The following is a 25,406-nucleotide window of genomic DNA, read 5'->3' as shown; positions in this document are numbered from 1 at the left end:
GATGTTGCCGGTGGCGCTGATGGTGTCCAGCCCGCGGATCACGCGCTCCAGCGTGTAGCGCATGGCGCGCACCTGGCTCATGATCTGGATGTCCAGGCCATTGGTGTCGTGCTCGTGCAGGTACATCTTCACCTTGGTGATGAGCTCCTTCTCGTGCGGGCGGTAGGCGTCCAGCCAGAACACCACCGGCATGCCGGACTGGCGCGCGCGCGTGACGGCGAGCTTGACCCAGTCGCGGATCGCGGCGTCCTTGACCTGGCACATGCGCCAGATGTCGCCCTTCTCCACGTTCTGCGACAGCAGCACCTCGCCGGTCGCCAGGTCGGTGATGTTGGCCACGCCGTCCTCGGGGATCTCGAAGGTCTTGTCGTGGCTGCCGTATTCCTCGGCCTGCTGGGCCATCAGGCCCACGTTGGGCACGGTGCCCATGGTGCGGGGGTCGAACGCGCCGTGCCACTTGCAGAAGTTGATCATCTCCTGGTAGATGCGGGCGAAGGTGGACTCGGGCATCACGGCCTTCACGTCCTTCAGGCGGCCGTCGGCGCCCCACATCTTGCCGCCGTTGCGGATCATGGCGGGCATGGAGGCGTCCACGATCACGTCGTTGGGCGAATGGAAGTTGGTGATGCCCTTGGCCGAGTCCACCATGGCCAGCTCGGGCCGGTGCTCGTGGCAGGCATGCAGGTCGCGCTTGATCTCGTCGCGCTGGCTCTGCGGCAGGGCCTCGATCTTGGTGTACAGGTCCACCATGCCGTTGTTCACGTTCACGCCCAGCTCCTCGAAGGTCTTGGCGTGCTTCTCGAAGGCTTCCTTGTAGAAAATCTTCACGCAGTGGCCGAACACGATGGGGTGGCTCACCTTCATCATCGTGGCCTTCACGTGCAGCGAGAACATCACGCCGGTCTTGCGCGCGTCCTCGATCTCCTTTTCATAGAAGGCCAAGAGCGCCTTCTTGCTCATGAACATGCTGTCGATCACCTCGCGGTCGAGCAGGCTGACCTTGGGCTTCAGGACGATGGCCTTGCCGCTCTTGGTGATCAGCTCCATCTTCACGTCGCGCGCGCGGTCGAGCGTCATGGACTTTTCGCCGTGGTAGAAGTCGCCCGCGTGCATGTGCGACACGTGCGAGCGCGACGCCTGGCTCCACTCGGCCATGCTGTGCGGGTTCTTGCGCGCGTATTCCTTCACGGCCTTGGGCGCGCGGCGGTCGGAGTTGCCCTCGCGCAGCACGGGGTTCACCGCCGAGCCGATGCACTTGCCGTAGCGGGCCTTGATCTCTTTCTCTTTGTCGTCCTTGGGCTGGTCGGGGTAGTCGGGCAGGGCGTAGCCCTTGGACTGCAGCTCGGCGATGGCGGCCTTGAGCTGCGCCACCGACGCGCTGATGTTGGGCAGCTTGATGATGTTGGCGTCGGGCTGCAGCGTCTTCTTGCCCAGCTCGGCCAGGGTGTCGGGCACCTTCTGCGCGTCGCTCAGAAACTCGGGGAACTGGCCCAGGATGCGCGCGGCCACCGAGATGTCGCTCTCGGCCACGTTGATGCCCGCAGGCGCCGCAAAGGTGCGCACAATGGGCAGAAAGGATGCCGTGGCCAGGCGGGGCGCCTCGTCGGTCAGGGTGTAGATGATGGTCGGTTGCTGGGTCGTCATGGCTGGTTGTCTCACGAACGGTATGTTGTAAAGGCCCCGGCTGGGTCGCAGCCGGGCCAACGGGGATGCTCGCGCATTTTCCTTGCTTGGCGCTGTCTTGCCAGCGAAATTTTGCAATGGAATCCCGCCATGCAAAAATTTGCGCCTCACATTCTTGTTTTTATCGCCCTGCACGGCGTGCGGGCCTCTCTGGCGCCCGCCGCCAAGGAGTGACAACGCCATGGACAGACGACAACGCCTCGGCATCTTGCTGTGCGCGGTGCTGACCGCCGCCAACGGCCCGTGCTTTGCACAGGCGCAGGCCCCGCGCGCCAATGCCTTCAACGACCCCTTCGTGCAGGTCACCGCCGCCATGCCCGGCTGCCCCGAGCCCGAAGGCCCGCTCTACACCGAGGCCGAGGTGCGCGAACTGGCGCACGTGCGCGCGCAGCACGGCGGCAGTTGCTACCGGTCGGGGCGCTGCCGCCTGCCCAACTCGTACCTGTACGACGCCGAAATCATCCCGCGCGTGCGGCAGTACATCCAGCAGGACGGCCGCTTCGACGACACCAGCGTCTGGGTGCTGGGCGAGCGGCGGCTCGTCACGCTCAAGGGCTGCGTGCGCTCGCAGGCCCAGGCCGAGGCGCTGGAAAAGGCCGTCTGGCTGGTGGACGACGTGATGGGTGTCATCAATCTGCTGCAGGTGGGCACGGACAGCGCCGCCGCCCGCTACCCGCTGGCGCGCTAGCGCATCCTTAGCGGGACGGCTGCAGCATGATGATCGCCATGCCCGCCAGCGCCACCAGCACGCCCGCCACGTCCCAGGCCGTGGGGCGGATGCCGTCCACCGCCCACAGCCAGGGCAGGTAGCAGCCCACGATTTCGGCCAGGGCGGTGGAGGTGAAAAGGAGCAGGGTTGTCATGCATCGAATCTGCGGGCGTGAGCGGGCTTTATTCCATGCGGGCGGCCCAATACTCCGGCCTCTTGCGTTCGTGCGCGATGGCGACGATCAAAATGCCCGCCTCATCGGCCCTGTAGATGACGCAGTAGGGAAAGCGCCCCACCAGCCAGCGCCGTGTGGAGCGGGAGCGCGGCGCGCCGCGTTCGGGGTATGCGGCTGCGGCCCGGATGGCTTGGGCTACCGCCTGCTCGAACTGCAAGCCCAGCTCAGGGCGGATGGCCGCGTAGTAAGAGATGCCTTCCAGCAGTTCCGCCTCGGCAGGCGGCAGGAAGCGAAAGCTCATTGCCGTGCCAGGCGGCGGGCCCTGGCCAGCACCTCTTCTCCGTCCAGGGACGGCATCGCCCCCCGGTCATGGGCGGCAAGCCGCTGCTCCACTTCCTTGTCCCACGCTGCCTCGATTTCGGCCACGGGCGCATCGTGGAGAGATTCCAGAAGCATGTCCACCAGGCGGGCGCGCTCCTGCGGGGGGAGTTGCTTGCCTCGCACGGCCAGCTCTGCCACTTGATCGTTCATGGTCACCTCCGTGTGCTGGATGCCAGTTTAGCCAGCTGGCAAGCCTCTCTTAGCGTCATATGGTGCCTAACGGCCAGCGGTTACGGTGACAACTTCGCCCCAGCGGGTCAAGCCTGCGAAGTCACGGAGTTCAGCTTCTCTCTCCGTTGGTGCGCAGCGAGCACGGCCTCTTGAATCCTGCGTTCGCGCGTCTCGGGTTTGGCCGCCTCGTCGATGCGCCGGATGATGAAGTTCTGCTTGCCCGGCGGCAGCGACTGAAATGCGTGCGCCACACCTTCGGCATGCAGTGCGCGCAGCAGATCGTCTGGAATCTCCACACGGTCCCGGTCCAGCACCGTGATCCGCATTCGAACCCTGTCGCCCGTCCGGGTGTTCGTCTCCTTGCGAACCTTGGCCTTGATGCGCATGTAGTGCTGCCCGCCCCCGACGGGAAAGAGACTGACCTGGAATGGCTCCGAGTCGTTGACGCGCGCCATGACGAGGACCGGCCCTTTCGTCCCCAGCGCCTGGGTGATTTCGGCGGGGACGGGAATGGCGCAGTAGTCCATGCCCTCGGCCCAGTCTTCCAGGACCGCGTCGAATGAGAACTGCTTTCCTGCGCTGGCGGAGTGTTTCATGGCCCTCACAACGCAAAAATCTTCCCCGGGTTCAGGATGTTCTTCGGATCCAGCGCTCGCTTGATCGCCCGCATCACATCCACCGCCCCCGCCCCCGTCTCGTCCAGCAAAAACCCCATCTTGTGCAGCCCCACGCCGTGCTCGCCGGTGCAGGTGCCGCCCATGCTCAGGGCGCGGGCCACCAGCTTGTGGTTCAGTTCCTCGGCGGTCACGCGCTCTTGCGGCACGTTGGGGTCGAGCAGATAGCCGAAGTGAAAGTTGCCATCGCCCACGTGCCCGACCAGAAAGTACGGGATGCCGCTGGCCTCGGCCTCATCCACCGACTCCAGCAGGCAGTCCGCCAGGCGGCTGATGGGCACGCAGGTGTCCGTGCTGATGGCCTTGCAGCCGGGGCGGCTTTGCACGGCGGCAAAGTAGGCGTTGTGCCGCGCCGTCCACAGGCGCGTGCGCTCCTCGGGCGTGCTGGCCCACTCGAAGGCGTTGCCGCCGTATTCGTTGGCGATGGATTGCACCGTCTCGGCCTGCTCCTGCACCCCGGCGGGCGAGCCGTGGAACTCCATCAGCAGCATGGGTTCCTCGCGCAGGTTCAGCTTGCTGTGGGCGTTGACCATGCGCACGGTGTGGTGGTCGATCAGCTCCACGCGCGCAATGGGCACGCCGAGCTGGATGGTCTGGATGACGGTGCGCACCGCCGCCTCGATGCTGGGAAACGAGCAGATGGCCGCGCTCACCGCCTCGGGCAGCGGGTACAGGCGCACGGTGATCTCGGTCATGATGCCCAGCGTGCCCTCGCTGCCCACCATCAGCCGCGTGAGGTCGTAGCCAGCGCTGCTTTTCTTGGCGCGCGTGCCGGTGCGTATGACCTCGCCGCTGGCCAATACCACTTCCAGCGCCAGCACGTTCTCGCGCATGGTGCCGTAGCGCACGGCGTTGGTGCCGCTGGCGCGCGTGGCGCTCATGCCGCCGATGCTGGCGTCCGCGCCGGGGTCGATGGGGAAGAACAGGCCCGTGTCCTTGATGGCCTCGTTGAGCTGCCGGCGCGTGATGCCGGGCTGCACGGTCACGGTCAGGTCGTCGGCGTTCACGCGCAGCACCTGGTTCATGCGGTTCACGTCGATGCTGATGCCGCCTTGCACGGCCAGCAGGTGGCCTTCGAGCGAGGAGCCCGCGCCGTAGGCGATCACGGGCACGTCGTGCTGGCTGGCGAGCCTGACGGCATCGGCCACGTCCTGCGTGCTCTCGGCAAACACCACGGCGGCGGGCGGGGGCGCTTGCAGCGAGCCCTCGTCGCGCCCGTGCTGCTCGCGCACGGCCTGGGCCAGCGAGCACTGCGCGCCAAAGCGCTGCTGCAGCGCGTCGATGAGGGCCTGCGGCACGTCGCGCAGGCGGATTTCGGGCAGAAGGTGCGAGGCGGCGGAGGGGGCGTTCATGGCGGGCTCCTGGGGGTAGGGCAGTCCGTTGGCGACTGTACTCCGACCGGGCCGCCGCAGCCAAAGAGGCGGCGCGCCTGCTGGCCCGGCAATGGGCTGTGAAGGCGGCCACCTGCCTGCCCCGAGGGGCCAGGGAACGGTCAGGAGCCGCTGGCGCCCGCGCCCCCCGGGGTGATGAAGGCGGCAAAAAGCATCACGCTGCGCGCATCGAAAGACAGGGCGCGTTGTTGCAAAGTCGTCATGAGAGCGGGGCTCCTGCAAAGTTGAACAAGGCGTTATTGCACCGTGCCAGGCCGCGCAAGGCCAGCACTCTTGCCTGCTGTTGCGCAGGCCAACATTTGCCTGCGCCATGTAACGGACAATGCTTTCTTTGGCGTCAACACACCCTTCCCACCATGGGCAACCGACTCACACAGATCGCCACGCGCACCGGTGACGCAGGCACCACCGGCCTGGGCAACAACGAGCGCGTCTCCAAGCACAGCCTGCGCATCCACGCCCTGGGCGACGTGGACGAGCTGAACTCGCACATCGGCCTGCTGCTGTGCGAGCGCCTGCCCGACGGCGTGCGCGCGCTGCTCGTCGAGGTGCAGCACCAGTTGTTCAACCTGGGCGGCGAGCTGTCCATCCCCGGCTACGAGCTGATCAAGCCCCAGGCCGTGCTGGACCTGGACGAAGCCCTGGACCGGCACAACGCGGCGCTGCCCCGGCTGCAGGAGTTCATCCTGCCCGCAGGCACCCGCGCCGCCGCGCAGGCCCACGTGTGCCGCACCGTCGCCCGCCGCGCCGAGCGCGCCGTGGTGGCCCTGGGCGAGGCCGAGCCGCTGAACGATGCCCCGCGCCAGTACCTCAACCGCCTGTCGGACCTGATGTTCGTGCTGGCCCGCGTGCTCAACCGCATGGACGGTGGCGATGACGTGTACTGGAAGAGCGAGCGCCTGGCGCGGTCGCAGGATGCTGGATGATTGCTATTGAATAAATAGCAACTAGCGCTTACTGGACAAGCGCTAGAGCCCAAAAAGGCTTGAAGTCTTGCCGGATCAGCGCGGCGCGAGGATCGCCATGGTCAGGCGCGACACGCAGGTCAGCTCGCCCGCCTCGTTGACCAGCTCGATCTGCCACACGTGCGTGCTGCGCCCCAGGTGTACGGGCCGCGCCGTGCCCGTGACCCAGCCGCTGGTGGCGGCGCGCAGGTGGTTGGCGTTGATGTCCAGGCCCACGGCGTTGTGGCCCTCGGGGCTGGCGTAGTAGGCGCCCAGCGACCCCAGCGTCTCGGCCAGCACCACGCTCACGCCGCCGTGCAGCAGGCCGAACGGCTGCCGGGTGCGGTGGTCCACCGGAACGCGGCCACGGATGAAGTCGTCGCCCAGCTCGGTGATCTCCAGCCCCAGGTGGCGGGCGGCGGTGCCTTCGTTGAGGGCGTTGATCTGGGCGAGGTCCAGGGGCTTTTTCCAGATGGGCATGGCGGCGGTCGGTCGAGAGGGGATGGAGCGATTGTGCCTTGTGTACACCCAGCGCGGAGTCATCGGCGGTAATGCGAAATATAAACATAGATATTCATGCCAGTACATGATTTGCTACAATCTATGTGTATGCCCAAAACCGCCCGCGCCCTTTTGCAGCTCCCGCCCGCCACCCTTGCCGCCCTTGAAAAGCTGGGCGCCGACCTGGCCGTGGCCCGCTTGCGCCGCAAGGAGTCGCTGAAGACCTGGGCCGGGCGCATGGGGGTTTCCGTGCCCACGCTGCAGCGGCTGGAGGCGGGCGACCCGGGCGTGGGCATCGGCATCGTGGCGACGGCGCTCTGGCTCATCCAGCGCGACGGCGCGCTGGGCCAGCTGGCGGCGCCCGAGCATGACCAGGGCGCCATCGAGCTGGACGTGCGCGAGGCCGTCGCGCTGGGCCGCGCGCGCGCACAGGCTTCCGCGCAGGCGCGCAGCGCCATGGACACGTGAGATGCGGCTCGACGACCTGTTCCTGTGGTACCTGGGCGACCCGGCGGCGCCGCGCTACGTGGGCGCTTTGAGGCTGGTCGCCGCGGGCAAGGGCGTATCGCTGCGCTACGGCGACGAATGGCTGTCCAGCGGCTTCGCGCTGAGCGAGGATCTCCCGCTCATCGACACCGAGTTTCTGCCGCCCGGGCGGCAGGCCGCCGATGCGCCGCGCGCGGCGGGCGCGGTGGACGATGCCCGCCCCGACCGCTGGGGCGAGAAGGTCATCCGCTTCGTGGACAAGCTCCAGCGGTTGTCGCTGATGGAGTACCTGTACTACGCGGGCGATGACCGGTTCGGCGCGCTCGGCGTTTCCACATCACCGGACCACTACAGCCCGCGCGCCACCGGCCCGCTGCCCCGGCTGGAAGATGCGCAGCAGCTCAGCGAGGTAGCCGCCAAGATCGAGGCCGCCGAACCCCTGACCGCGCTGGAGGCGCGCATCATCGCCGGGGGCGGCAGCCCGCTGGGCGGCGCCAAGCCCAAGGCGCTGATCGACATCGGCGGCGCGCAGTGGGTCATCAAGTTCTTCAACAACGAGCCAGTCGATACACCGCTCATCGAACACGCGACGATGACGCTGGCCGCGCGCGCGGGCATCACCGTGGCGGCAACGCAGGTCATCCGCCTGGACGACGGCATGCACGCGCTGGCCATCCGCCGCTTCGACCGCGCGCAGGGCGGGCAGCGCATCCACAGCATCTCGGCGGGCACCGCCATCCGGGCGGCCACGGCCTCGGGCGCCGAGCCCGAGATGGGCTACCCCGAGCTGGCGCGCATCCTGCGCCGCGTCGGCATTACGCAGGGCGACGCCCACCTGCACGACATGCGCGAGCTGTTTCGCCGCATGGTCTTCAACATCCTGATCGACAACACCGACGACCACGAAAAGAACCACGCCCTGCTGGTCGTCAACCCCTGGGGCAATGGCCGCCTGAAGCTGGCCCCGGCCTATGACGTGCTGCCGACCAATTCGGGGCAGGGCTTGCAGGAATTCATTTGCGGCGCGCAGGGGCGGGACTCGACGCTCGCCAACGCCATGTCGCAGTGCGACGCCTTCGGGCTGCAGCCGCCAGAGGCTGCGGCACACGTTGCCGCCGTCATCCAGGCCGTGGACGGCTGGCGGGAGCACTTTGCGCGCGCTGGCGTATCGGCCCGCGACATCGACAGCCTGGCCGAGCGCATCGACGGCCCGGAGCTGCTGCACCAGCGCCGAGGCTTCGACGCCGCCCGCGTCCCAGCGGCACCCGCCCGCCGCAGGGGAGGCAGTCCTTTCAGACGCTGATGCAGATGGGTTTTTAGAGCGTGTTTACGATCTTGGAGGTCAAATCGGCCTCCAGCGCTTGTCCTTCAAGCGCAAGCAGCTATTGTTTCAGGAGAGAAATTAGGTCAGATTCCAATTCTTCCCAGGCACTTTTTTCCTTCAAGCGGCGAACCTCGCACCCACCTGATAGGTCAAATTGGGGTACAACTTGCGTTGCACCCCAACGCAACCCGCGTTTCGAGGAACCTCACATGACCACTGTGCAAATCGAGTTGCCCGACCAACTGGCCCAACAGGCCCGAAGCGCCGGCCTGTTCTTGTCCCAGAAGATGGAAGCCATCCTGCGCGCGCAACTGCGCCGCGAAGCCGTCGCAGACTTGCGCGCGATGCACGCCAACGCCCCCGCCGAAGAACTCACGCCCGAGATCGAGCAGGAGATCGTTCAGCTCGTGCGCGAAGTGCGCGCCGAACGCCGCCAACGCAACGCCAACTGATGGCTGCCACGCTTGGGTGCCGACGCCTGCTGTTGGACACCAACGTGGTGATCGGTGCGCTGCTGTGGAGCGGCCCACCCCTGGCGCTGATGGAGCAAGCCGTCGAGGAGGAAATCGAGCTGGTCAGCAGCCCGGTGCTGATGGCCGAGCTGCGGCACACCCTGAACTATCCGAAGTTCGTCAAGCGGCTGGCCACGCTGCAAACCGATGTGCCCACCCTGATGCGTAGCTACGCAGCCATCGTCACCCTGGTGAAGCCCACCGACGTACCGCGCGTGGTGCCGGGCGACCCCGATGACGATCACGTCATCGCCGCTGCCGTAGCCGGCCAAGCCCAGCTCATCGTCACGGGCGACCGCCACCTGCTGAGCCTGCTGGATCACTGCGGCATCGACATCGTGCGCGTGGGCGAAGCGCTGGCGCGCATCGCCCACGCGTAGCCTGCAGCCGCCAGATTGCTAACAATCTAATAGCCTTCGCACCCATCCCAGTCGGCCCCGCAGCGCTTGTTAAGCAGCGCGAGCAGCTATCAAAAAATGACCAAACCCGCGCTGCCGTCCGCCCCGCCCGCTGGCCGGGCCGAGAAGGCGCTGGTACGCTGCGCCCCATGGAGACAAGCCAAACACCCCCCGCCCCCTTCGTGCCGCAAATACGGCTGTACCAGAACTGGCTGTGCGACGCGCGCGGCATCGCCTTCGGTGACTACGACGCGCTGTGGCGCTGGTCGGTCACCGAGCTGGATGCCTTCTGGCAGAGCGTCTGGGACTACTTCGACATCCAGTCGCCCACGCCCCACACGGCGGTGCTGGGCAAGAACACCATGCCCGGCGCGCAGTGGTTCCCCGGCGCGCAGGTCAACTACGCGCGCCAGGCGCTGCGCCACGTCGATGCCGCGCACGCCGCGGGCATGCCCGCCATCATCAGCAGCAACGAAAAAGGCCAGCGCCGCGACATGGCCTGGCCCGAGCTGCGCCGCCAGGTGGCCGCGCTGGCCCTGCACCTCAAGGCCCAGGGCATCCAGCCCGGCGACCGCGTGGCCGCCTACCTGCCCAACATCCCCGAGACCATGGTCGCCTTTTTGGCCGTCGTCAGCATCGGCGCGGTGTGGAGCGTGTGCGCGCCCGACATGGGCACGCATGCGGTGCTCGACCGCTTCCGCCAGATCGAGCCCGTTGCCCTCATCGCCGTGGACGGCGTGACCTACGGCGGCCGCGACCACGACCGCACCGGCGTGCTGGCCGAGTTGCGCGCGCAACTGCCCAGCGTGCGCCACGTGGTGCTGGTGGGCAACCTGGATGCTACGGTTTCGGTAGCTGATTGCGCAAACTGGGCAAGCGCTACAGCCCAAAATGATGCAGAAACCGCAGCGTTTGAGCCCATGTGGCTGCCCTTTGACCATCCGCTGTGGATCGTCTATTCCAGCGGCACCACGGGGCTGCCCAAGCCTATCGTGCACGGCCATGGCGGCACGGTGCTGGTGTCGCTGCAGCTCAAGACGCTGCACAACGACATCGGCTGCAGCTACGCGCCCAACAGCTTTGGCGAGCGCTACCACTGGTACAGCTCCACCGGCTGGGTGATGTGGAACGCGCAGCTCTCGGGCCTGCTCTCGGGCACCACCTGCGTCATCTTCGACGGCAACCCCGGCGGCAGCAAGGACAAGCCGGACTGGGGCCTGCTGTGGCGCTTTGCGGCCGAGACGGGCGTGACCTTCTTCGGCGCGGGCGCGGCGTACTTCGCCAATTGCATGAAGGCGGGCGTGCGGCCGCAGGACTGCGGCGACCTCTCGCGCATCCGCGCGCTGGGCACCACCGGCTCGCCGCTCGCGCCCGAGGTGCAGGTGTGGGGCACGGCGCAGTTCGCCGCGCTGGGCACGCCCGACATCTGGTGGTGCAACATCTCGGGCGGCACCGACTTCGCGGGCGCCTTCATCGGCGGCCACCGCGAACTGCCGCAGGTGCCCGGCGAGATGCAGTGCCGCATGCTCGGCGCCGCCGTCGAATCGTGGAACGCCGAGGGCCAGCCCGTCGCCAACGAGGTGGGCGAGCTGGTCTGCGCGCAGCCCATCCCGTCCATGCCCTTGTACCTGTGGGGCGACAAGGATGGAAGCCGCTACCTGTCGAGCTACTTCGACATGTACCCGCCCGGCCATGGCCGCAAGCCCGGCGGCGGCGACGGCCCCGCTGACATGGGCGCGGTGTGGAGACATGGCGACTGGCTGAAGGTGGGCGCCAACGGCGGCTGCACCATCTATGGCCGCTCTGATGCCACCATCAACCGCCACGGCCTGCGCATGGGCACGAGCGAGATCTACAGCGCCGTCGAAGCCCTGCCCGAAGTGCTCGACTCGTTGGTGGTGGACCTGGAATACCTGGGCCGCGAGAGCTACATGCCGCTGTTCGTGGTGCTGCGCGAAGGCGTGGCGCTGGATGACGCCCTGCGCGCCCGCATCAACGGCGCGGTGCGCACGGCCCTGAGCCCGCGCTTCGTGCCCGACGACATCTTCGCCGTGGCCGAGGTGCCGCGCACCTTGAGCGGCAAGAAGCAGGAGCTGCCCATCAAGAAGCTGCTGCTGGGCCAGCCGCTGGAGAAGGTCGTCAACAAGGACGCCATGGCCAACCCCGGCTGCCTGGACTGGTACGTGGCCTTCGCCGCCGAACGCACTGCGAAGATGCAAAAACAATAGCAACTAACGCATATGCCATATGGGTTAGAGGCCGATTAGGCCAATAAACTTCAGGTGCCGCCCACATAGGGGTTGCTGCGCCGCTCACGCCCAAAGGTGCTCTCTGGCCCATGGCCGGGGATGAACACCGTCTGGTCGCCCATGGGCCACAGGCGCTCTGTGATGCTGTCGATGAGCTGCTGGTGGTTGCCTTGCGGAAAGTCGGTGCGGCCGATGCTGCCCGCGAACAGCACGTCGCCCACGAAGCAGCGGTCGATCTGCGGCGCGTGAAAGACCACGTGGCCGGGCGTGTGGCCGGGGCAGTGGCGCACGGTCAGGGTCTCGTGGCCGACTTGCACCGTGTCGCCGTCGTGCAGCCAGCGTGTGGGCGTGAAGGGCAGCGCGGGTGGAAAGCCGAACATGGCGCTTTGCTGCGGCAGGCCGTCGATCCAGAACTGGTCGCCCGGGTGCGGCCCGGTGATGGGCAGGCCGAGCTTTTGCGCCAATTCGCCCGTGCCGCCCGCATGGTCGATGTGCGCGTGGGTGAGCCAGATCTGGCCGAGCGTGAGGCCCAGGCGCTGGACTTCGGACAGCAGCCGGTCCAGGTCGCCGCCGGGGTCGATGATGGCCGCCTGGTGCGTGGCGTCGCACCAGACGATGGAGCAGTTCTGCTGGAAGGCGGTGACGGGGACGGTGTGGTAGCGGAGCATGGGCGTCAGAGCGTGAAGTCGTAGTCCACCGTGATCGGCGCGTGGTCCGAGAATTTTTCGCCCTTGTAGATGGCCTCGGTGCGTGCCAGCGCCGCCAGTGCGGGGGTGGCCAGGTGGTAGTCCAGCCGCCAGCCCACGTTGTTGGCGTAGGCCTGGCCCCGGTTGCTCCACCAGGTGTAGGCCGTGTCGGTGGCCGTGGGCTGTAACCGGCGGTACACGTCGATGAGGCCGCCGCCTGCATCCGTCGTGTGCAACAGTTTTGTCATCCAGGCCCGTTCCTCGGGCAGGAAGCCGCTGTTCTTCTGGTTGCTGCGCCAGTTCTTCAGGTCGATGGGCTGGTGGGCGATGTTGATGTCGCCGCACAGGATGAAGTCGCGCTCGGCCTTCAGGCGCATCAGGTGGGGATGGAATTCGGCCAGAAAGCGGAACTTGGCCTGCTGGCGCTCGTCGCCCGAGGAGCCGCTGGGGAAATAGGCGCTGATGATGGACAGCCTGCGCGCGGGCGTGTCGAAGCGCAGTTCCACGTAGCGGCCCTCGGCGTCGAACTCGCTGGAGCCGTAGCCCACGACCACGTCGGAAGGCTCGTGGCGCGTGTAGATGCCCACGCCCGAATAGCCTTTCTTCTGCGCGAAGTGGAAGTGCCCCTGCAGGCCCGCCATGCGCTCGAAGCGGTTGGCCACGTCCGCCGCCTGGGCCTTGACTTCCTGCACGCAAATACAATCCGGCCGCGTGGCTGCCATCCAGCTTTCCACGCCTTTGCTGGTGGCCGAGCGGATGCCATTGAGATTGAGGCTGGTTAACTTGAACACAAAGGATTTCCCATGGTGGATGTTGGCGCGCAAGGCGGGGAGCAGGGCCGACTGGCGCAGGATTTCGTGCGTTTCGCCGTCGAGTCGGGCGTGCTGCGGTTCGGTGAATTCAAGACCAAGGCGGGCCGCCTGAGCCCGTATTTTTTCAACGCGGGCCTGTTCGATGACGGCCGCAAGATGGGTCGGCTCGCGGAATTCTATGCAAAAGCCCTGCTGGCCAGCGGCATCGAGTTCGACATGGTCTTCGGCCCGGCGTACAAGGGCATTCCCCTGGCCGCCACGGTGGCGGTGGAGTTGGCCCGGCTGGGGCGCAACGTGCCCTTTGCCTACAACCGCAAGGAAGCCAAGGACCACGGCGAGGGCGGCACGCTGGTGGGCGCGCCGCTCAAGGGCCGGGTGCTGATCGTGGACGACGTGATGTCGGCCGGGACGGCGGCGCGCGAGTCCATCGCGCTCATCCGCGCGGCGGGTGCCACGCCGCACGCGGTGGCCATTGCACTGGACCGCCAGGAGAAAGCCACGGAGAATGGCCAGGATGTGGACCACAGCGCCGTGCAGTACGTGCGCCAGCAACTGGGCCTGCAGGTGTGCGCCATTGCCCGTCTGGCAGACTTATTGCTGTACCTCTCGCACAATGGGGAAGAGGGGATGCGCTCCCATCACGAGAAAGTGCTGGCCTACCGCCAGCGTTACGGCGTCAACGAAGGGCAATGACTTGAGCAAGTCGGCGTGGATCATGGGCGGAGTGTTGATGGCGGCCACCCTGGCCGTTGATTCGGCGTGGGCGCAGTCGCAGGGCATGTCCGGCGGCATCTACACCTGCGTGGACCGCAACGGCCGCCGCATCACTGCCGACCGGCCCATCGTCGAGTGCCTCGACCGCGAGCAGCGCGAGCTGAGCCCCTCGGGCACGGTGCGGCGCCAGATCGGCCCTTCGCTGACCGAGCACGAGCGCACCGCGCTGGAGGCCCAGCGCCGCAAAGAAGCCGAGGAGCGTGCCCTGGTGCTCGAAGAGCGCCGCCGCGAGCGCGCGCTGACGGCGCGCTACCCCGACAAGGCTTCCCACGACACCGAGCGCGCGGCCGCCATCCAGCTGGTGGACGATGTCACGGCCACGGCCGAGAAGCGCATTGCCGAACTCCAGCAGCAGCGCAAGGCCCTCGACGAGGAAATGGAGTTCTATAAAAAGGACCCGAACAAGGCCCCCATGGCGCTGCGCCGCAAGATCGCCGAGAACGAGGAAAACATCGCCGAGCGGCAGCGCTTCATCCAAGGGCAGGAGCTGGAAAAGCGCCGCCTGCACCAGCGCTTTGACGCAGAGCTGGCCCAGCTGCGCAAGCTGTGGGAGTCGCAGCGGCTGCCCCCGTCCGCCGCCGATGCCGCCGCGCCTGCGGCGTCCCGCTGAAGCAGAAATAAAAAAGGGGCCGAGGCCCCTTTTGCGTTTCAGGCCAGCCTGGCCCGCAGCAGTTCATTGACCTGCTGCGGATTGGCCTTGCCCTTGCTGGCTTTCATGATCTGGCCCACCAGCGCGTTGAACGCCTTGTCCTTGCCCGCCTTGAACTGCTCCACGTTCGCGGGGTTGGCGGCGATCACTTCGTCCACGATCTTCTCCAGAGCGCCCGTGTCATTCATCTGCCTGAGGCCCTTGGCCTCGATGACCGCGTCCACGTCGCTGCCCTCGCCGCTCCAGAGCGCGTCGAACACCTGCCGTGCCGCGTTGTTGCTGATGGTGCCGTCGCCGATGCGGCGGATCAGCGCGGCCAGTTGGCCGCTGCCCACCTTGGCCTGCTCGATGCCGATCTCCTCCATGTTCAGGCGGCGCGAGATTTCGCCCATGACCCAGTTGGACGCGAGTTTGGGCGCGCCGCTGGCGCGGGCGGCATCCTCGAAGTAGGCGGCCATGGCCTTGCTCTGCGTGAGCGTGGTGGCGTCGTACTCGGGCAGGCCATAGTCCGCCACGAAGCGCGCCGCCATGGTGCGGGGCAATTCGGCCATTTGTGCCCGCTGCTCCTGCACCCATTGCTCTGAAATGTGTAGCGGCGGCAGGTCGGGGTCGGGAAAGTAGCGGTAGTCCGCCGCGTCTTCCTTGGTGCGCATGGCGCGCGTCTCGCCCGTGTCGGGGTCGAAGAGCACGGTGGCCTGTTGGATGGCGTGGCCGTCCTCGATCTGCTCGATCTGCCAGCGGATCTCGTAGTCGATGGCCTGCTGCATGAACTTGAACGAGTTCAGGTTCTTGATCTCGCGGCGCGTGCCCAGCGGCTGGCCGGGCTTGCGCACGGAGACGTTGGCGTCGCAGCGAAAGCTGCCCTCCTGCATGTTGCCGTCGCAGATGCCGATCCAGGTCACGATCTTGTGCAGCTCCTTGGCGTAGGCCACGGCTTCCTCGCTGCTGCGCATGTCCGGCTCGGTCACGATCTCCAAAAGCGGCGTGCCCGCGCGGTTCAGGTCGATGCCGCTTTGGCCGATGAAGTCCTCGTGCAGCGACTTGCCCGCGTCTTCCTCCAGGTGGGCGCGCACCAGGCGCACGGTTTTCTTTTCGTCGCCCAGGTAGAACTGCACCTCGCCGCCCTGCACCACCGGAATCTCGAACTGGCTGATCTGGTAGCCCTTGGGCAGGTCGGGGTAGAAGTAATTCTTGCGGGCAAAAATGCTCACCGGCGCAATGTGGGAGCCGAGTGCCAGTCCTAATTTGATAGCGCAGACCACGGCCTCGCGGTTCATCACGGGCAGCGTGCCGGGCAGGGCCAGGTCCACCGCGCAGGCTTGCGTGTTGGGCTCGGCACCAAAGGCGGTGGGGGCGCGGCTGAAGATCTTGCTTTGCGTGGCGAGCTGGGCGTGCGTCTCGAAGCCGATGACGACTTCGTAGCCCTGGATCAGTTTGGCGGTGGTCATGTCAGAAGCCCTCCGGACGGCGGAGGTGGAAGTCGGTCGCCTGCTGGAAGCGGTGCGCGGCGTTGAGCAGGCGGCTTTCCTGGAAGTAGTTGCCGATGAGCTGCAGGCCCACGGGCATGTTGCCCTCGCCAAAACCAGCGGGCACGCTCATGCCCGGCAGCCCGGCCAGCGACGCGGGCAGCGTGAAGATGTCGGCCAGGTAGTCGGCCAGCGGGTCGCTGCCGTGCTCGCCCAGCTTCCAGGCCACGGTGGGGGCCACGGGGCCCGCGATCAGGTCGCAGTGCTGGAAGGCGTTCTGGAAGTCGTCGGCGATCATGCGGCGGATCTTCTGCGCCTGCAGGTAGTAGGCGTCGTAGTAGCCGTGCGAGAGCACGTAGGTGCCGATCATGATGCGGCGCTTGACCTCGTCGCCAAAACCTTCGGCGCGGGTCTTCTTGTACATGTCCACCAGGTCGGTGTAGTCCTTGGCGCGGTGGCCGAACTTCACGCCGTCGAAGCGGCTGAGGTTGGAGCTGGCCTCCGCCGGGGCGATGATGTAGTACACGGGGATGGACAGCTCCGTGCGCGGCAGGGTGATGGGGACGAGCCTGGCGCCGAGCTTTTCGTATTCCTTCAGTGCGGCATCGACGGCGGCGCGCACGTCGGCCGACAAGCCTTCGCCAAAGAACTCGGCGGGGATGCCGATGCGCAGGCCGTCGAGGCTGTCGTTCAGCTTCGCGCTGAAGTCTTCGGCAGGCACATCGAGCGAGGTCGAATCGCGGTCCGGGTCGGGCCCGCACATGGCCGAGAGCAGCAGCGCGCAGTCGGAGGCAGAGCGGGCCATCGGGCCCGCCTGGTCAAGGCTCGATGCAAAGGCGATCATGCCGTAGCGGCTGGCGCGGCCATACGTGGGCTTGATGCCGGTGATGCCGCAGAACGACGCGGGCTGGCGGATGGAGCCGCCCGTGTCCGTGCCCGTCACCGCTGGCGCCAGGCGCGCGGCCACGGCGCAGGCAGAGCCGCCCGACGATCCGCCGGGGATGCGGTCCGTGTCCCACGGATTGCGCACCGGCGAAATGGCCGAGTTCTCGTTGGCCGAGCCCATGGCGAACTCGTCGCAGTTGAGCTTGCCCAACGTCACCGCGCCCGCCTCGGCGAGCTTGGTGACAACCGTCGCATCGAACGGCGACTGGTAGCCCGCGAGCATCTTCGAGCCCGCCGTGCTGGGGAAATGGCGCGTGACGAAGATGTCCTTGTGCGCCAGCGGCACGCCTTCCAACGCGCCTGCTGTGCCCGCGCTGATGCGCGCATCGGCGGCGCGGGCCTGGGCCAGCGTGGCGTCTTCGTTCAGGGCCACGTAGGCGCCCAGGTTCTGGTGCGCCTTGGCGCGGGCCAGGAAGTGCTGCGCGGCCTCTACCGAGGAAACCTTGCGCTCGCGCAGCGCGGCGGCCAGCTCGGCCACGCCCAGGTCGTGCAGTGCGGCGGCGCTCATTCGATCACCTTCGGCACGAGGAACAGGCCGCGCTCGACGGCGGGGGCGCTTTGCTGGTTGGCTTCGCGCTGGTTGGGCTCGCTGGCCGTGTCGGCGCGCAGGCGCAACTGCACGTCCTCTATGGCGGCCACGGGGTGGGCCAGGGGCGTGAGGCCCGAGGTGTCCACAGCCCGCATCTTTTCCACGATGCCGAAAAAGCCGTTGAGCTGAGTCAGCATGCGCTCACTTTCAGAAGGTGTCAGTTCGAGCCGCGCCAAGTTGGCGATGCGACCGATGTCCTGGGGGGTCAGTGCCATAGGGAGAAAAGTCTATAGAAACCAGAAGTAACGCCGTGCCAAGGGCGGCTTCCTAGGGAGTTATTCACAGGGGATGCGGTATTATCCCGACTTTGCCGCAATACCCCCTTTCTGCCGGTCATTGTGCGAAAAAATCCCAGAAACACCCCCAAAACCAGGCGACTGCGGGCCGATGCGCCTGCCGTTTCCGAGAGGATTTTTGAATGTTCGGAGCTTTCCGTCGGTACTTCTCCACCGACCTCGCCATCGACCTTGGCACCGCCAACACACTGATCTTCGCCCGCGACAAGGGCATCGTGCTCGACGAGCCTTCCGTGGTCGCCATCCGGCACGAGGGCGGGCCGCACGGCAAGAAAGTCATCCAGGCCGTGGGCCACGAGGCCAAGGCCATGCTGGGCAAGGTGCCCGGCAACATCGAGGCCATCCGCCCCATGAAGGACGGCGTGATCGCCGACTTCGTGATCACCGAGCAGATGATCAAGCAGTTCATCAAGATGGTGCATCCGCGCACGCTGTTCACCCCCAGCCCGCGCATCATCATCTGCGTGCCCTGCGGCTCCACCCAGGTGGAGCGCCGCGCTATCAAAGACGCAGCAGAAGCCGCAGGCGCGACGGCGGTTTATCTCATTGAGGAACCCATGGCCGCAGGCATCGGCGCGGGGCTGCCCGTGTCCGAGGCGTCCGGCTCCATGGTCGTGGACATCGGCGGCGGCACCACCGAGGTCGGCGTCATCAGCCTGGGCGGCATGGTCTACAAGGGCAGCGTGCGCGTGGGCGGCGACAAGTTCGACGAGGCCATCATCAGCTACATCCGCCGCAACTACGGCATGCTGATCGGCGAGCCCACGGCCGAGGCCATCAAGAAAAGCATCGGCTCGGCCTTCCCGGGCTCCGAGGTGCGCGAGATGGAGGTCAAGGGCCGCAACCTGTCCGAAGGCGTGCCGCGCAGCTTCACCATCAGCTCCAACGAGGTGCTGGAAGCCCTGACCGACCCGCTCAACCAGATCGTCAGCGCCGTCAAGAACGCGCTGGAGCAGACCCCGCCCGAACTGGGCGCCGACATTGCCGAGCGCGGCATGATGCTCACCGGCGGCGGCGCGCTGCTGCGCGACCTGGACCGCCTGCTGGCCGAGGAAACCGGCCTGCCCGTGCTGGTGGCCGAAGACCCGCTGACCTGCGTGGTGCGCGGCTGCGGCATCGCGCTCGAACGCATGGATCGCCTCGGCAGCATCTTCACGAGCGAATGAGGCCCACCCCCCTGAGTCGCTTCGCGCCTTCCCCCCTCTCTCTGCGCGCTGCGCGCTCCGGGAGGGGGGACGCACCCAGCGGCCTGGCAAAGCCAGTTCCACGGGTGCCCCCGCCGGGGCCGCGCCAGTTTTTCAGGTAGTGGGTAGCGCACAGCGCTATGGATTGCTAAATGCCCCTGGGAACCCTGGAGCGCAGCGCTCCGCCCCTTTTCAAGCAGGGCCCGTCGGCCCTGTCGCGTCTGGCCGTCTATAGCGCGCTGGCGCTGTTCCTGATGGTGGCCGATGCGCGCTTCGGCGTCACCGGCCCCCTCCGGCAGGCCGTGGGCACGGTGCTCTACCCCGTGCAGTGGCTCATGCTCCAGCCCGTGGAGTTCGTCAGCCGGGGCGCGGGCTACTTCCAGGCGCTGGGCGCGGCGCAGCAAGAACTGGACGCCGCGCGCAAGACGACGGCTGCCATGGGCCAGCGCGCCCACCAGGCCGAGCTGCTGGCCCAGGAGAACACGCGCCTGCGCCAGTTGCTGGCCCTGCGCGACCGCCTGGAAACCCCCGCCCAGGCGGCAGAGGTGATCTACGACACCGCCGACCCCTACACGCGCCGCGTGGTGCTCGACCGGGGCCAGGTGGGCGGCGTGGAGCTGGGCTCGCCCGTGATGGACGAGGCGGGCGTGCTGGGCCAGGTCACGCGCGTCTTCCCGCTGGTGAGCGAGGTCACGCTGCTGGTGGACCGGGAGCAGGCGATCCCCGTGCTCAACATCCGCACCGGCGTGCGCGGCGTGGCCTACGGCGACCCGGTGGCGGGCCACGGCGGCGGCATGGAACTGCGCTTCATGCCCGCCAACGCCGATATTCAGGACGGCGACCTGCTCACCACCAGCGGGGTCGATGGCCTGTACCCGCCGGGCCTGCCCGTGGCCCGCGTGGTGCGCGTGGAGCGCCGCGCCGATTCCGCCTTCGCCCGCATCTACTGCGCGCCGCTGGCCCAGGTGCAGGGCGCGCGCCACGTGATGGTGCTCAAGCCCCTGGCCCCGGACGCTGCCTTGCCGCGGCCCGAGCCCGTGCAGCCTGCGCCAGCCCGCAAAGGGGGCCGCAAATGATCATGCCGCGCGGCGAGCCGCTGCTGCTGCCCGTCAACCCCGTGTTCATCGTCGCCAGCCTGGCGGCGGGCCTGGCGATCAATTTGCTGCCGCTGGGCCGCGTGGTCTGGATGCCTGATTTGCTGATGGTGCTGCTGGTCTTCTGGGGCGTACACCAGCCGCTGCGCATCGGCCTGGGCACGGCCTTCGTGCTGGGCCTGTGCATGGACGTGGGCCAGTCGGCGCTGCTGGGGCAGCATGCGCTGGCCTACACCGTGCTCTCGTTCAGCGCCATCGCCATCCATCGCCGGCTGCTGTGGTTCAGCGTGCTCTCGCAGGCGCTGCAGGTGCTGCCGCTGTTCGCGCTGGCGCATGCGGTGGAGCTGCTGCTGCGCATGGCGACCGGCGGCATCTTCCCGGGGCTGTGGAGCTTTCTCGCGCCCGTGCTGGAGGCGCTGCTGTGGCCGCTGGCAAGCTGGGTGCTGCTGGCCCCGCAGCGGCGCCCGCCCGACGCCGACCAGAACCGGCCCCTGTAGCCATGACCGAACTGCGCAACAGCGAAGCCGACGCATCGCGTTTCCGCCTGCGCGTGCTCACCATCGGCGCGGTCGTGTTCCTGGCGTTCGGCCTCATCGTGGCGCGGCTGGTCTTCCTGCAGGTGGTGCGGCACGAGGACCTGGCCGCGCAGGCCGAGAGCAACCGCACGGCAGTCGTGCCCATCGTGCCCAACCGGGGCCTCATCCTGGACCGCAACGGCGTGGTGCTGGCCACCAACTACTCGGCCTACACGCTGGAGATCACGCCCTCGCGCGCAGGCGACCTGGACGACACCATCGACGCGCTGTCCCAGATCGTGGACATCCAGCACCGCGACCGGCGGCGCTTCAAGCGGCTCATGGAAGAGTCGCGCAACTTCGAGTCCCTGCCCATCCGCACGCGGCTCACCGACCAGGAAGTGGCGCGCTTCGCCGCGCAGCGCTACCGCTTTCCGGGCGTGGACATCAAGGCGCGGCTGTTTCGCAACTACCCGCTGGGCGAGGTGGCGAGCCACGCCATCGGCTACATCGGTCGCATCAACCAGGCCGAGAAGGCGCGCATCCAGGACTCGGACGACGAGGCCAACTACCGGGGCACCGAATACATCGGCAAGCTGGGCGTGGAGCAGAGCTTTGAATCGGCCCTGCACGGCCAGACCGGCGTGGAGCAGATGGAGACATCCGCCGGGGGGCGCGCCGTGCGCAAGCTCGCAAGCCACGCGGCCACGCCGGGCGACAGCGTGATGCTGTCCATCGACATCAAGCTGCAAAAGCTCATCGAAGACCTGTACGGCAGCCGCCGCGGCGCGCTGGTCGCCATCGACCCGCGCAACGGCGAGGTGCTGGCGCTGGTGAGCAAGCCCACGTTCGACCCCAACCTGTTCGTCGAAGGCATCGACCAGGAGAACTGGCAGGCGCTCAACGAATCCATCGACAAGCCCCTGCTGAACCGGGCGCTCCGGGGTACGTACCCGCCCGGCTCCACCTACAAGCCCTTCATGGCCCTGGCCGCGCTGCAGTTGAACAAGCGCTCGCCCAGCCTGGTGCTCAACGACCCGGGCTTCTACACCTTCGGCGGCCACACCTTCCGCAGCCACGAGGGCGGCCTGGGCGGCGTGGACATGCACCGGGCCATCCAGTTCTCCAGCAACACCTACTTCTATTCGCTGGCGGTGGAAATGGGCGTGGACGCCATCCACGACTTCATGAAGCCGCTGGGCTTCGGCCAGGTCACCGGCATCGACCTGGGGGGCGAACTGCGCGGCACCCTGCCCAGCACCGAGTGGAAGCGCAACACCTACAAGCGCCCCGAGATGAAGCGCTGGTTCCCGGGCGAAACGGTCTCGCTGGGCATCGGCCAGGGCTACAACAACTTCACCATGCTGCAGCTCGCGCTGGCCGAGGCCACGCTCGCCAACGGCGGCACCCGGTACCGCCCGCACATGGCCAAGGCCGTGCGCAACGCCGTCACCGGCGAGGTGACGCAAATCCCCCAGCCGCCCGGCGAAAACCTGGGCTACCAGCCCAGGCACGTCGAGATCGTGCGCAACGCCCTGGTGGCGGTGAACAAGGGCGGCACCGGCACGCGCGTGTTCGCGGGCGCGCCCTACACCTCGGCGGGCAAGACCGGCACGGCCCAGGCGGTGAGCCTGGGGCAGAACGTGAAGTACAACGCCAAGGCGCTGGAGGAGCACCAGCGCGACCACTCCCTGTTCGCCGCCTTCGCACCCGCCGAGGCGCCCACCATCGCCCTGGCGCTGATCGTCGAAAACGCAGGCTTCGGCGCCGCCAGTGCCGCACCCATCGCGCGCCGCGTGTTCGACTACTGGCTGCAGGGCGACTACCCCAGCGAGGAAGACATCGCCGCCGTGCAGAAGGGCCAGGCCAGCGCCCCGATCGGCACACCGCGCAAGGCGGCGGATGTGGCGCTGCCCACGCCCTGAAAATATCAAAAAAGATAGCTGCTGGCGCCTGTCCAGCAAGCGCCAGAGGCCATTTTGACCAAGATTTCTGCGGTGCAGGCTGCACCTGGCTGTCTTGATGCCTGCCCCGCGCCACTGCGGGCCTGCTGTGGCATCCTGTGGGTCCACGCTCACCGTCCATTCCTTTCATGCCCGCCCCCCGCATTGCCGAGCCGCTGCTTTTTGGCGACAGCCAAAGTGAGACATCCACGTCGTTGCGGGTGTTCTCGGATCGCATGGCCCAGGTGTTCCCGGGCCTGGAAGCCTACGACGCCCTGCCGGGGGCTGACGGCTTCTTCAGCAAGCATGCGCGGCTGCAGCTCCCTGGGTTGGAACTGGTGGCCAGCGCCATGACGCCCACGCGCGTCAGCCGCAGCGACAGCGTGCCCGCCACGATGCTCATCCCCCTGCAGGGGCATTGCCACGTGCAGGTGGACGGTCGCACCCTGCACTGGGGCCCGGGGCAGGGCTGCCTGTACCTGGCGGAGGACTGCGGCCCCACGGTGGGCTATGGCGAAACACGCAACCAGCTCATGCTGCGCCTGGATACCGACATGCTCCAGGCGGCAGCCCGCGCCGTGCTGGGCACCTGCGAAGAAGCCGCGCCTTTGGCCATAGGCCACGCCCAGGTGCTGCCCATGCAGGTGGGCAGCGCGCCGCTGGACGGCATCGCCCGGCACCTGGGCGCGCTGATCGACTTGCACGGGTCTGACAGCCAGGTGCTGCACCAGTTGGGGCTGCAGGATTTCATCTACCGCCACCTCGTGTCGCTGTTCAGCATGGGCGCGCGTCCTTTCCCGCAGCCGCGCCTTATCCCGGCGCACAAGCGCCGCGCCATCGACCGCGTGTGCGACACGGCGCTGGCCGACCTGTCACGCCCGCACACGCTGACGGCCATGGCGGCGCAGGCCCACATGTCGGTGCGCGCGCTGCAATACGCTTTTCAGGAGCGCTTCGGCCTGAGCCCGATGGACTGGCTGCGCCAGCAGCGCCTGGCGCGGGCGCACCAACGCCTGCGGCGTGGGGATTTCACCAGCATCACCCTGCTGGCGCAGGAATGCGGCCTGGGCACGGCCAGCCGCTTTGCCGCGCTGTACCGCCAGCAGTTCGGCCAGTCGCCCAGCGTGGTGGCAGGGCGCAGGCGCGGGCGGTAAACGCAGGGCACGTCCAGCAAAAAGGGTTTGAAGCCAAATTGGCCTCAAACCCTTGTACGACGGGCACCAGCAGCTACTGTTTCAATAGCAGTTACTTGCCTCCCGCGTCGGGCAGCTCGATCTTCACCTCCAGCACTTCCAGGTCGTCCTGCCGCTCGAAGTGGACCTTGAGGTCTTCGGGGTTGATCTTGACGTACTTGGAGATCACGGCGACCAGCTCGCGCTGCAGGTCGGGCAGGTAGTCGGGCTGGCCGGGGTTGCGGCCGCTGCGTTCGTGGGCCAGGATGATCTGCAGGCGCTCCTTGGCGACGGAGGCCGACTTCTTCTTCTCGCCCAGCAGGAAGGAAAGGAAGGACGCCATGGCTTATTTGCTCCCGCCGAACAGGCGCTTGAAGAAGCCGGGCTTCTGCGCGTCGATGAAGCGCAAGGGCTTGTCCTCGCCCAGAAAGCGCGCCACCACGTCCAGGTACGCCTCGGCCACGTCACTGCCCTGCGCGTGGATGGCGGGCACGCCCTGGTTGGACTGCTGCAGCACCACTTCGGATTCGGGGATGACGCCGATGAGCTTGATGCGCAGGATGTCCTGGATGTCCTCCAGGCTCAGCATCTGCCCGTCCTGCACGCGGCTGGGGTTGTAGCGGGTGATGAGCAGGTGCTCCTTGACGGGCTCGCCGCCCTCGATGGCGCGCTTGGTCTTGCTGCCCAGCATGCCCAGGATGCGGTCGGAGTCGCGCACGCTGGAGACTTCGGGGTTGGTCACCAGCAATGCCTCGTCGGCGTAGTGCATGGCCATGAGCGCGCCGCTCTCGATGCCTGCGGGCGAGTCGCAGACGATGTAGTCGAAGCCCATCTCTGCCAGGTCTTTCAGCACTTTCTCGACGCCGTCTTGCGTGAGCGCGTCCTTGTCGCGCGTCTGGCTGGCGGCCAGCACGAACAGGTTCTCGCACTGCTTGTCCTTGATGAGCGCCTGGTTCAGGTTGGCCTCACCGTGGATCACGTTGATGAGGTCATACACCACGCGGCGCTCGCAGCCCATGATGAGGTCCAGGTTGCGCAGGCCGACATCGAAGTCGATCACCGCGGTCTTGTGGCCGCGCAGGGCGAGGCCGGTGGCGAAGCTGGCGCTGGTGGTGGTCTTGCCCACGCCACCCTTGCCGGAAGTCACAACGACGATTTTGGCCATGTATGTATGTCTGCTTGAATTAGGAGTTGATACGAACGGGGTTGCGCAGCGGTTCGATGAACAGCTTCTCGCCTTCCAGCCACACCTGTGCGGCCTTGCCCGCCACGTCGTCGGGCAGGGCCGTCTCGGTGGTGCGGTAGATGCCTGCGATGGAGACGAGCTGCGGCTCCATGCAGGTGGAAAAGATGCGCGCCGCCGTGTTGCCGCGCGCGCCCGCAATGGCGCGACCGCGCAGCGGGGCATAGACGTGGATGTTGCCGTCTGCGATGACCTCGGCGCCAAAGCTGACCATGGCCAGCACGACCAGGTCGCCGCCGCGCGCATAGACCTGCTGGCCGGAGCGCAGGGGCTTGTCCACGACCATCGTGCCGGGGCCTGCCACGGGCACTTCGACGGGGACCTGTACCTCGCGGATGACCTCGACCTCGCGCACCTCCACGGCGGCGCGCTCGGGCGCCGCGTCGGGCGCGGCGGCGAGGCCCGCGGCGCGGGCGGCATCCGTCTGCGCGGGGCTGCCG

29 protein-coding genes are annotated in these 25,406 nt (G+C 67.4%); 14 read left to right on the top strand and 15 right to left on the bottom strand.

Features of this window, described 5'->3' with window-relative positions; translation table 11 throughout:
* Nucleotides 1-1,644, bottom strand: a 1,644-nt coding sequence (locus tag QM569_RS01945; RefSeq protein ID WP_414985540.1) for an NADP-dependent isocitrate dehydrogenase, incomplete at its 3' end; no start/stop codon positions are given.
* Nucleotides 1,645-1,864: 220 nt separating this feature from the next.
* Here QM569_RS01945 and QM569_RS01940 point away from each other — a divergent pair.
* Nucleotides 1,865-2,371 (top strand): BON domain-containing protein, encoded by a 507-nt coding sequence (locus QM569_RS01940; RefSeq protein ID WP_414985539.1) that lies wholly within the window; start codon nucleotides 1,865-1,867, stop codon nucleotides 2,369-2,371.
* 7 nt (nucleotides 2,372-2,378) lie between these two features.
* On the opposite strand, the gene QM569_RS01935 is transcribed toward QM569_RS01940, so the two are convergent.
* From QM569_RS01935 to QM569_RS01915, 5 genes are all read right to left on the bottom strand, one after another.
* Entirely contained in the window at nucleotides 2,379-2,546 is a 168-nt protein-coding gene (locus QM569_RS01935; protein ID WP_414985538.1) for a hypothetical protein, read from the bottom strand.
* A 28-nt stretch (nucleotides 2,547-2,574) separates the two neighbouring features.
* Nucleotides 2,575-2,868 carry a type II toxin-antitoxin system RelE/ParE family toxin gene (locus QM569_RS01930; protein ID WP_414985537.1) on the bottom strand — a complete coding sequence of 98 codons (294 nt, stop codon included), beginning with the start codon at nucleotides 2,866-2,868 and terminating at the stop codon, nucleotides 2,575-2,577.
* Complete coding sequence (locus QM569_RS01925) at nucleotides 2,865-3,098, bottom strand: addiction module protein (RefSeq protein WP_414985536.1); 234 nt, start codon at nucleotides 3,096-3,098, stop codon at nucleotides 2,865-2,867. Before QM569_RS01925 ends, QM569_RS01930 begins: the two co-directional genes overlap by 4 nt.
* 107 nt (nucleotides 3,099-3,205) lie before the next feature.
* A complete protein-coding gene (locus QM569_RS01920; RefSeq protein ID WP_414985535.1) occupies nucleotides 3,206-3,715 on the bottom strand; it encodes a YdeI/OmpD-associated family protein in 510 nt (169 codons plus the stop codon).
* A 5-nt stretch (nucleotides 3,716-3,720) separates the two neighbouring features.
* Nucleotides 3,721-5,145, bottom strand: coding sequence for an FAD-binding oxidoreductase (locus tag QM569_RS01915; RefSeq protein ID WP_414985534.1), 1,425 nt, complete (start codon nucleotides 5,143-5,145; stop codon nucleotides 3,721-3,723).
* 395 nt (nucleotides 5,146-5,540) lie between these two features.
* Here QM569_RS01915 and QM569_RS01910 point away from each other — a divergent pair, with 395 nt between their 5' ends.
* Nucleotides 5,541-6,110: a cob(I)yrinic acid a,c-diamide adenosyltransferase gene (locus QM569_RS01910; protein ID WP_414985533.1), complete on the top strand. Its 570-nt coding sequence runs from the start codon at nucleotides 5,541-5,543 to the stop codon at nucleotides 6,108-6,110.
* 75 nt (nucleotides 6,111-6,185) lie between these two features.
* Here QM569_RS01910 and QM569_RS01905 read toward each other — a convergent pair whose 3' ends face one another.
* On the bottom strand, nucleotides 6,186-6,608 hold the full coding sequence (locus QM569_RS01905; RefSeq protein WP_414985532.1) for a hotdog fold thioesterase: 423 nt from the start codon (nucleotides 6,606-6,608) through the stop codon (nucleotides 6,186-6,188).
* A 129-nt stretch (nucleotides 6,609-6,737) separates the two neighbouring features.
* Between QM569_RS01905 and QM569_RS01900 the strand changes: the two genes are divergently transcribed.
* From QM569_RS01900 to QM569_RS01880, 5 genes are all read left to right on the top strand, one after another.
* Nucleotides 6,738-7,097 (top strand): XRE family transcriptional regulator, encoded by a 360-nt coding sequence (locus QM569_RS01900; protein ID WP_414985531.1) that lies wholly within the window; start codon nucleotides 6,738-6,740, stop codon nucleotides 7,095-7,097.
* A 1-nt stretch (nucleotide 7,098) separates the two neighbouring features.
* On the top strand, nucleotides 7,099-8,418 hold the full coding sequence (locus QM569_RS01895; protein WP_414985530.1) for a type II toxin-antitoxin system HipA family toxin: 1,320 nt from the start codon (nucleotides 7,099-7,101) through the stop codon (nucleotides 8,416-8,418).
* Nucleotides 8,419-8,648: 230 nt separating this feature from the next.
* Nucleotides 8,649-8,891, top strand: a complete 243-nt coding sequence (locus QM569_RS01890) for a hypothetical protein (protein ID WP_414985529.1) — start codon at nucleotides 8,649-8,651, stop codon at nucleotides 8,889-8,891.
* Entirely contained in the window at nucleotides 8,891-9,331 is a 441-nt protein-coding gene (locus QM569_RS01885) for a putative toxin-antitoxin system toxin component, PIN family (RefSeq protein WP_414985528.1), read from the top strand. Before QM569_RS01890 ends, QM569_RS01885 begins: the two co-directional genes overlap by 1 nt.
* A gap of 167 nt (nucleotides 9,332-9,498) precedes the next feature.
* Nucleotides 9,499-11,577 (top strand): acetoacetate--CoA ligase, encoded by a 2,079-nt coding sequence (locus QM569_RS01880; protein WP_414985527.1) that lies wholly within the window; start codon nucleotides 9,499-9,501, stop codon nucleotides 11,575-11,577.
* A 50-nt stretch (nucleotides 11,578-11,627) separates the two neighbouring features.
* On the opposite strand, the gene QM569_RS01875 is transcribed toward QM569_RS01880, so the two are convergent.
* Together QM569_RS01875 and QM569_RS01870 are read right to left on the bottom strand one after the other, a co-directional pair.
* Nucleotides 11,628-12,266 carry an MBL fold metallo-hydrolase gene (locus QM569_RS01875; protein WP_414985526.1) on the bottom strand — a complete coding sequence of 213 codons (639 nt, stop codon included), beginning with the start codon at nucleotides 12,264-12,266 and terminating at the stop codon, nucleotides 11,628-11,630.
* Nucleotides 12,267-12,271: 5 nt separating this feature from the next.
* The gene (locus QM569_RS01870) at nucleotides 12,272-13,075 is read right to left on the bottom strand and encodes an exodeoxyribonuclease III (RefSeq protein WP_414985525.1); all 804 of its coding nucleotides are present in this window, start codon (nucleotides 13,073-13,075) and stop codon (nucleotides 12,272-12,274) included.
* 12 nt (nucleotides 13,076-13,087) lie between these two features.
* Here QM569_RS01870 and pyrE point away from each other — a divergent pair, with 12 nt between their 5' ends.
* Entirely contained in the window at nucleotides 13,088-13,789 is a 702-nt protein-coding gene (gene pyrE / locus QM569_RS01865) for an orotate phosphoribosyltransferase (RefSeq protein WP_414985524.1), read from the top strand.
* 1 nt (nucleotide 13,790) lies between these two features.
* Nucleotides 13,791-14,480: a DUF4124 domain-containing protein gene (locus QM569_RS01860; RefSeq protein ID WP_414985523.1), complete on the top strand. Its 690-nt coding sequence runs from the start codon at nucleotides 13,791-13,793 to the stop codon at nucleotides 14,478-14,480.
* 38 nt (nucleotides 14,481-14,518) lie between these two features.
* On the opposite strand, the gene gatB is transcribed toward QM569_RS01860, so the two are convergent.
* The 3 genes from gatB to gatC are packed head-to-tail and all read right to left on the bottom strand — an operon-like array spanning nucleotide 14,519 to nucleotide 17,734.
* A complete protein-coding gene (gene gatB / locus QM569_RS01855; RefSeq protein WP_414985522.1) occupies nucleotides 14,519-15,967 on the bottom strand; it encodes an Asp-tRNA(Asn)/Glu-tRNA(Gln) amidotransferase subunit GatB in 1,449 nt (482 codons plus the stop codon).
* Between the two features lies 1 nt (nucleotide 15,968).
* A complete protein-coding gene (gatA, locus tag QM569_RS01850; protein ID WP_414985521.1) occupies nucleotides 15,969-17,438 on the bottom strand; it encodes an Asp-tRNA(Asn)/Glu-tRNA(Gln) amidotransferase subunit GatA in 1,470 nt (489 codons plus the stop codon).
* Entirely contained in the window at nucleotides 17,435-17,734 is a 300-nt protein-coding gene (gene gatC / locus QM569_RS01845) for an Asp-tRNA(Asn)/Glu-tRNA(Gln) amidotransferase subunit GatC (RefSeq protein WP_414985520.1), read from the bottom strand. Before gatC ends, gatA begins: the two co-directional genes overlap by 4 nt.
* A 203-nt stretch (nucleotides 17,735-17,937) precedes the next feature.
* Here gatC and QM569_RS01840 point away from each other — a divergent pair, with 203 nt between their 5' ends.
* The 5 genes from QM569_RS01840 to QM569_RS01820 all read left to right on the top strand — a co-directional run bounded on the left by QM569_RS01840 (nucleotide 17,938) and on the right by QM569_RS01820 (nucleotide 23,705).
* Nucleotides 17,938-18,981, top strand: a complete 1,044-nt coding sequence (locus QM569_RS01840) for a rod shape-determining protein (RefSeq protein WP_414985519.1) — start codon at nucleotides 17,938-17,940, stop codon at nucleotides 18,979-18,981.
* A 170-nt stretch (nucleotides 18,982-19,151) separates the two neighbouring features.
* Nucleotides 19,152-20,075 (top strand): rod shape-determining protein MreC, encoded by a 924-nt coding sequence (gene mreC / locus QM569_RS01835; protein ID WP_414985518.1) that lies wholly within the window; start codon nucleotides 19,152-19,154, stop codon nucleotides 20,073-20,075.
* Nucleotides 20,072-20,590, top strand: coding sequence for a rod shape-determining protein MreD (gene mreD / locus QM569_RS01830; RefSeq protein ID WP_414985517.1), 519 nt, complete (start codon nucleotides 20,072-20,074; stop codon nucleotides 20,588-20,590). Before mreC ends, mreD begins: the two co-directional genes overlap by 4 nt.
* Before the next feature lie 2 nt (nucleotides 20,591-20,592).
* Nucleotides 20,593-22,533: a penicillin-binding protein 2 gene (mrdA, locus tag QM569_RS01825; RefSeq protein WP_414985516.1), complete on the top strand. Its 1,941-nt coding sequence runs from the start codon at nucleotides 20,593-20,595 to the stop codon at nucleotides 22,531-22,533.
* A 167-nt stretch (nucleotides 22,534-22,700) separates the two neighbouring features.
* Nucleotides 22,701-23,705 carry a helix-turn-helix domain-containing protein gene (locus QM569_RS01820; protein ID WP_414985515.1) on the top strand — a complete coding sequence of 335 codons (1,005 nt, stop codon included), beginning with the start codon at nucleotides 22,701-22,703 and terminating at the stop codon, nucleotides 23,703-23,705.
* A gap of 91 nt (nucleotides 23,706-23,796) precedes the next feature.
* On the opposite strand, the gene minE is transcribed toward QM569_RS01820, so the two are convergent.
* The 3 genes from minE to minC form a co-directional block, all read right to left on the bottom strand.
* Nucleotides 23,797-24,066, bottom strand: coding sequence for a cell division topological specificity factor MinE (minE, locus tag QM569_RS01815; protein ID WP_414985514.1), 270 nt, complete (start codon nucleotides 24,064-24,066; stop codon nucleotides 23,797-23,799).
* A gap of 3 nt (nucleotides 24,067-24,069) precedes the next feature.
* On the bottom strand, nucleotides 24,070-24,888 hold the full coding sequence (gene minD / locus QM569_RS01810) for a septum site-determining protein MinD (protein ID WP_414985513.1): 819 nt from the start codon (nucleotides 24,886-24,888) through the stop codon (nucleotides 24,070-24,072).
* A gap of 19 nt (nucleotides 24,889-24,907) precedes the next feature.
* Nucleotides 24,908-25,406, bottom strand: a 499-nt coding sequence (gene minC, locus QM569_RS01805; RefSeq protein ID WP_414985512.1) for a septum site-determining protein MinC, incomplete at its 5' end; no start/stop codon positions are given.

The organism is Acidovorax sp. (genome assembly GCF_047607405.1).
Lineage (GTDB): Bacteria > Pseudomonadota > Gammaproteobacteria > Burkholderiales > Burkholderiaceae_C > Acidovorax.
The sequence above is the reverse complement of the archived record's forward strand: the minus strand, read 5'-3'. Positions and strand labels throughout refer to the sequence as shown.

Bases quoted from the DNA above. Each gene is read 5' to 3' on its own strand.
- QM569_RS01940 (WP_414985539.1), top strand. From the start codon at position 1,865: ATGGACAGACGACAACGCCTCGGCATCTTGCTGTGCGCGGTGCTGACC.
- QM569_RS01935 (WP_414985538.1), bottom strand. From the start codon at position 2,546: ATGACAACCCTGCTCCTTTTCACCTCCACCGCCCTGGCCGAAATCGTG.
- QM569_RS01930 (WP_414985537.1), bottom strand. From the start codon at position 2,868: ATGAGCTTTCGCTTCCTGCCGCCTGCCGAGGCGGAACTGCTGGAAGGC.
- QM569_RS01925 (WP_414985536.1), bottom strand. From the start codon at position 3,098: ATGAACGATCAAGTGGCAGAGCTGGCCGTGCGAGGCAAGCAACTCCCC.
- QM569_RS01920 (WP_414985535.1), bottom strand. From the start codon at position 3,715: ATGAAACACTCCGCCAGCGCAGGAAAGCAGTTCTCATTCGACGCGGTC.
- QM569_RS01915 (WP_414985534.1), bottom strand. From the start codon at position 5,145: ATGAACGCCCCCTCCGCCGCCTCGCACCTTCTGCCCGAAATCCGCCTG.
- QM569_RS01910 (WP_414985533.1), top strand. From the start codon at position 5,541: ATGGGCAACCGACTCACACAGATCGCCACGCGCACCGGTGACGCAGGC.
- QM569_RS01905 (WP_414985532.1), bottom strand. From the start codon at position 6,608: ATGCCCATCTGGAAAAAGCCCCTGGACCTCGCCCAGATCAACGCCCTC.
- QM569_RS01900 (WP_414985531.1), top strand. From the start codon at position 6,738: ATGCCCAAAACCGCCCGCGCCCTTTTGCAGCTCCCGCCCGCCACCCTT.
- QM569_RS01895 (WP_414985530.1), top strand. From the start codon at position 7,099: ATGCGGCTCGACGACCTGTTCCTGTGGTACCTGGGCGACCCGGCGGCG.
- QM569_RS01890 (WP_414985529.1), top strand. From the start codon at position 8,649: ATGACCACTGTGCAAATCGAGTTGCCCGACCAACTGGCCCAACAGGCC.
- QM569_RS01885 (WP_414985528.1), top strand. From the start codon at position 8,891: ATGGCTGCCACGCTTGGGTGCCGACGCCTGCTGTTGGACACCAACGTG.
- QM569_RS01880 (WP_414985527.1), top strand. From the start codon at position 9,499: ATGGAGACAAGCCAAACACCCCCCGCCCCCTTCGTGCCGCAAATACGG.
- QM569_RS01875 (WP_414985526.1), bottom strand. From the start codon at position 12,266: ATGCTCCGCTACCACACCGTCCCCGTCACCGCCTTCCAGCAGAACTGC.
- pyrE (WP_414985524.1), top strand. From the start codon at position 13,088: ATGGTGGATGTTGGCGCGCAAGGCGGGGAGCAGGGCCGACTGGCGCAG.
- gatB (WP_414985522.1), bottom strand. From the start codon at position 15,967: ATGACCACCGCCAAACTGATCCAGGGCTACGAAGTCGTCATCGGCTTC.
- gatA (WP_414985521.1), bottom strand. From the start codon at position 17,438: ATGAGCGCCGCCGCACTGCACGACCTGGGCGTGGCCGAGCTGGCCGCC.
- gatC (WP_414985520.1), bottom strand. From the start codon at position 17,734: ATGGCACTGACCCCCCAGGACATCGGTCGCATCGCCAACTTGGCGCGG.
- QM569_RS01840 (WP_414985519.1), top strand. From the start codon at position 17,938: ATGTTCGGAGCTTTCCGTCGGTACTTCTCCACCGACCTCGCCATCGAC.
- mreC (WP_414985518.1), top strand. From the start codon at position 19,152: ATGCCCCTGGGAACCCTGGAGCGCAGCGCTCCGCCCCTTTTCAAGCAG.
- mreD (WP_414985517.1), top strand. From the start codon at position 20,072: ATGATCATGCCGCGCGGCGAGCCGCTGCTGCTGCCCGTCAACCCCGTG.
- mrdA (WP_414985516.1), top strand. From the start codon at position 20,593: ATGACCGAACTGCGCAACAGCGAAGCCGACGCATCGCGTTTCCGCCTG.
- QM569_RS01820 (WP_414985515.1), top strand. From the start codon at position 22,701: ATGCCCGCCCCCCGCATTGCCGAGCCGCTGCTTTTTGGCGACAGCCAA.
- minE (WP_414985514.1), bottom strand. From the start codon at position 24,066: ATGGCGTCCTTCCTTTCCTTCCTGCTGGGCGAGAAGAAGAAGTCGGCC.
- minD (WP_414985513.1), bottom strand. From the start codon at position 24,888: ATGGCCAAAATCGTCGTTGTGACTTCCGGCAAGGGTGGCGTGGGCAAG.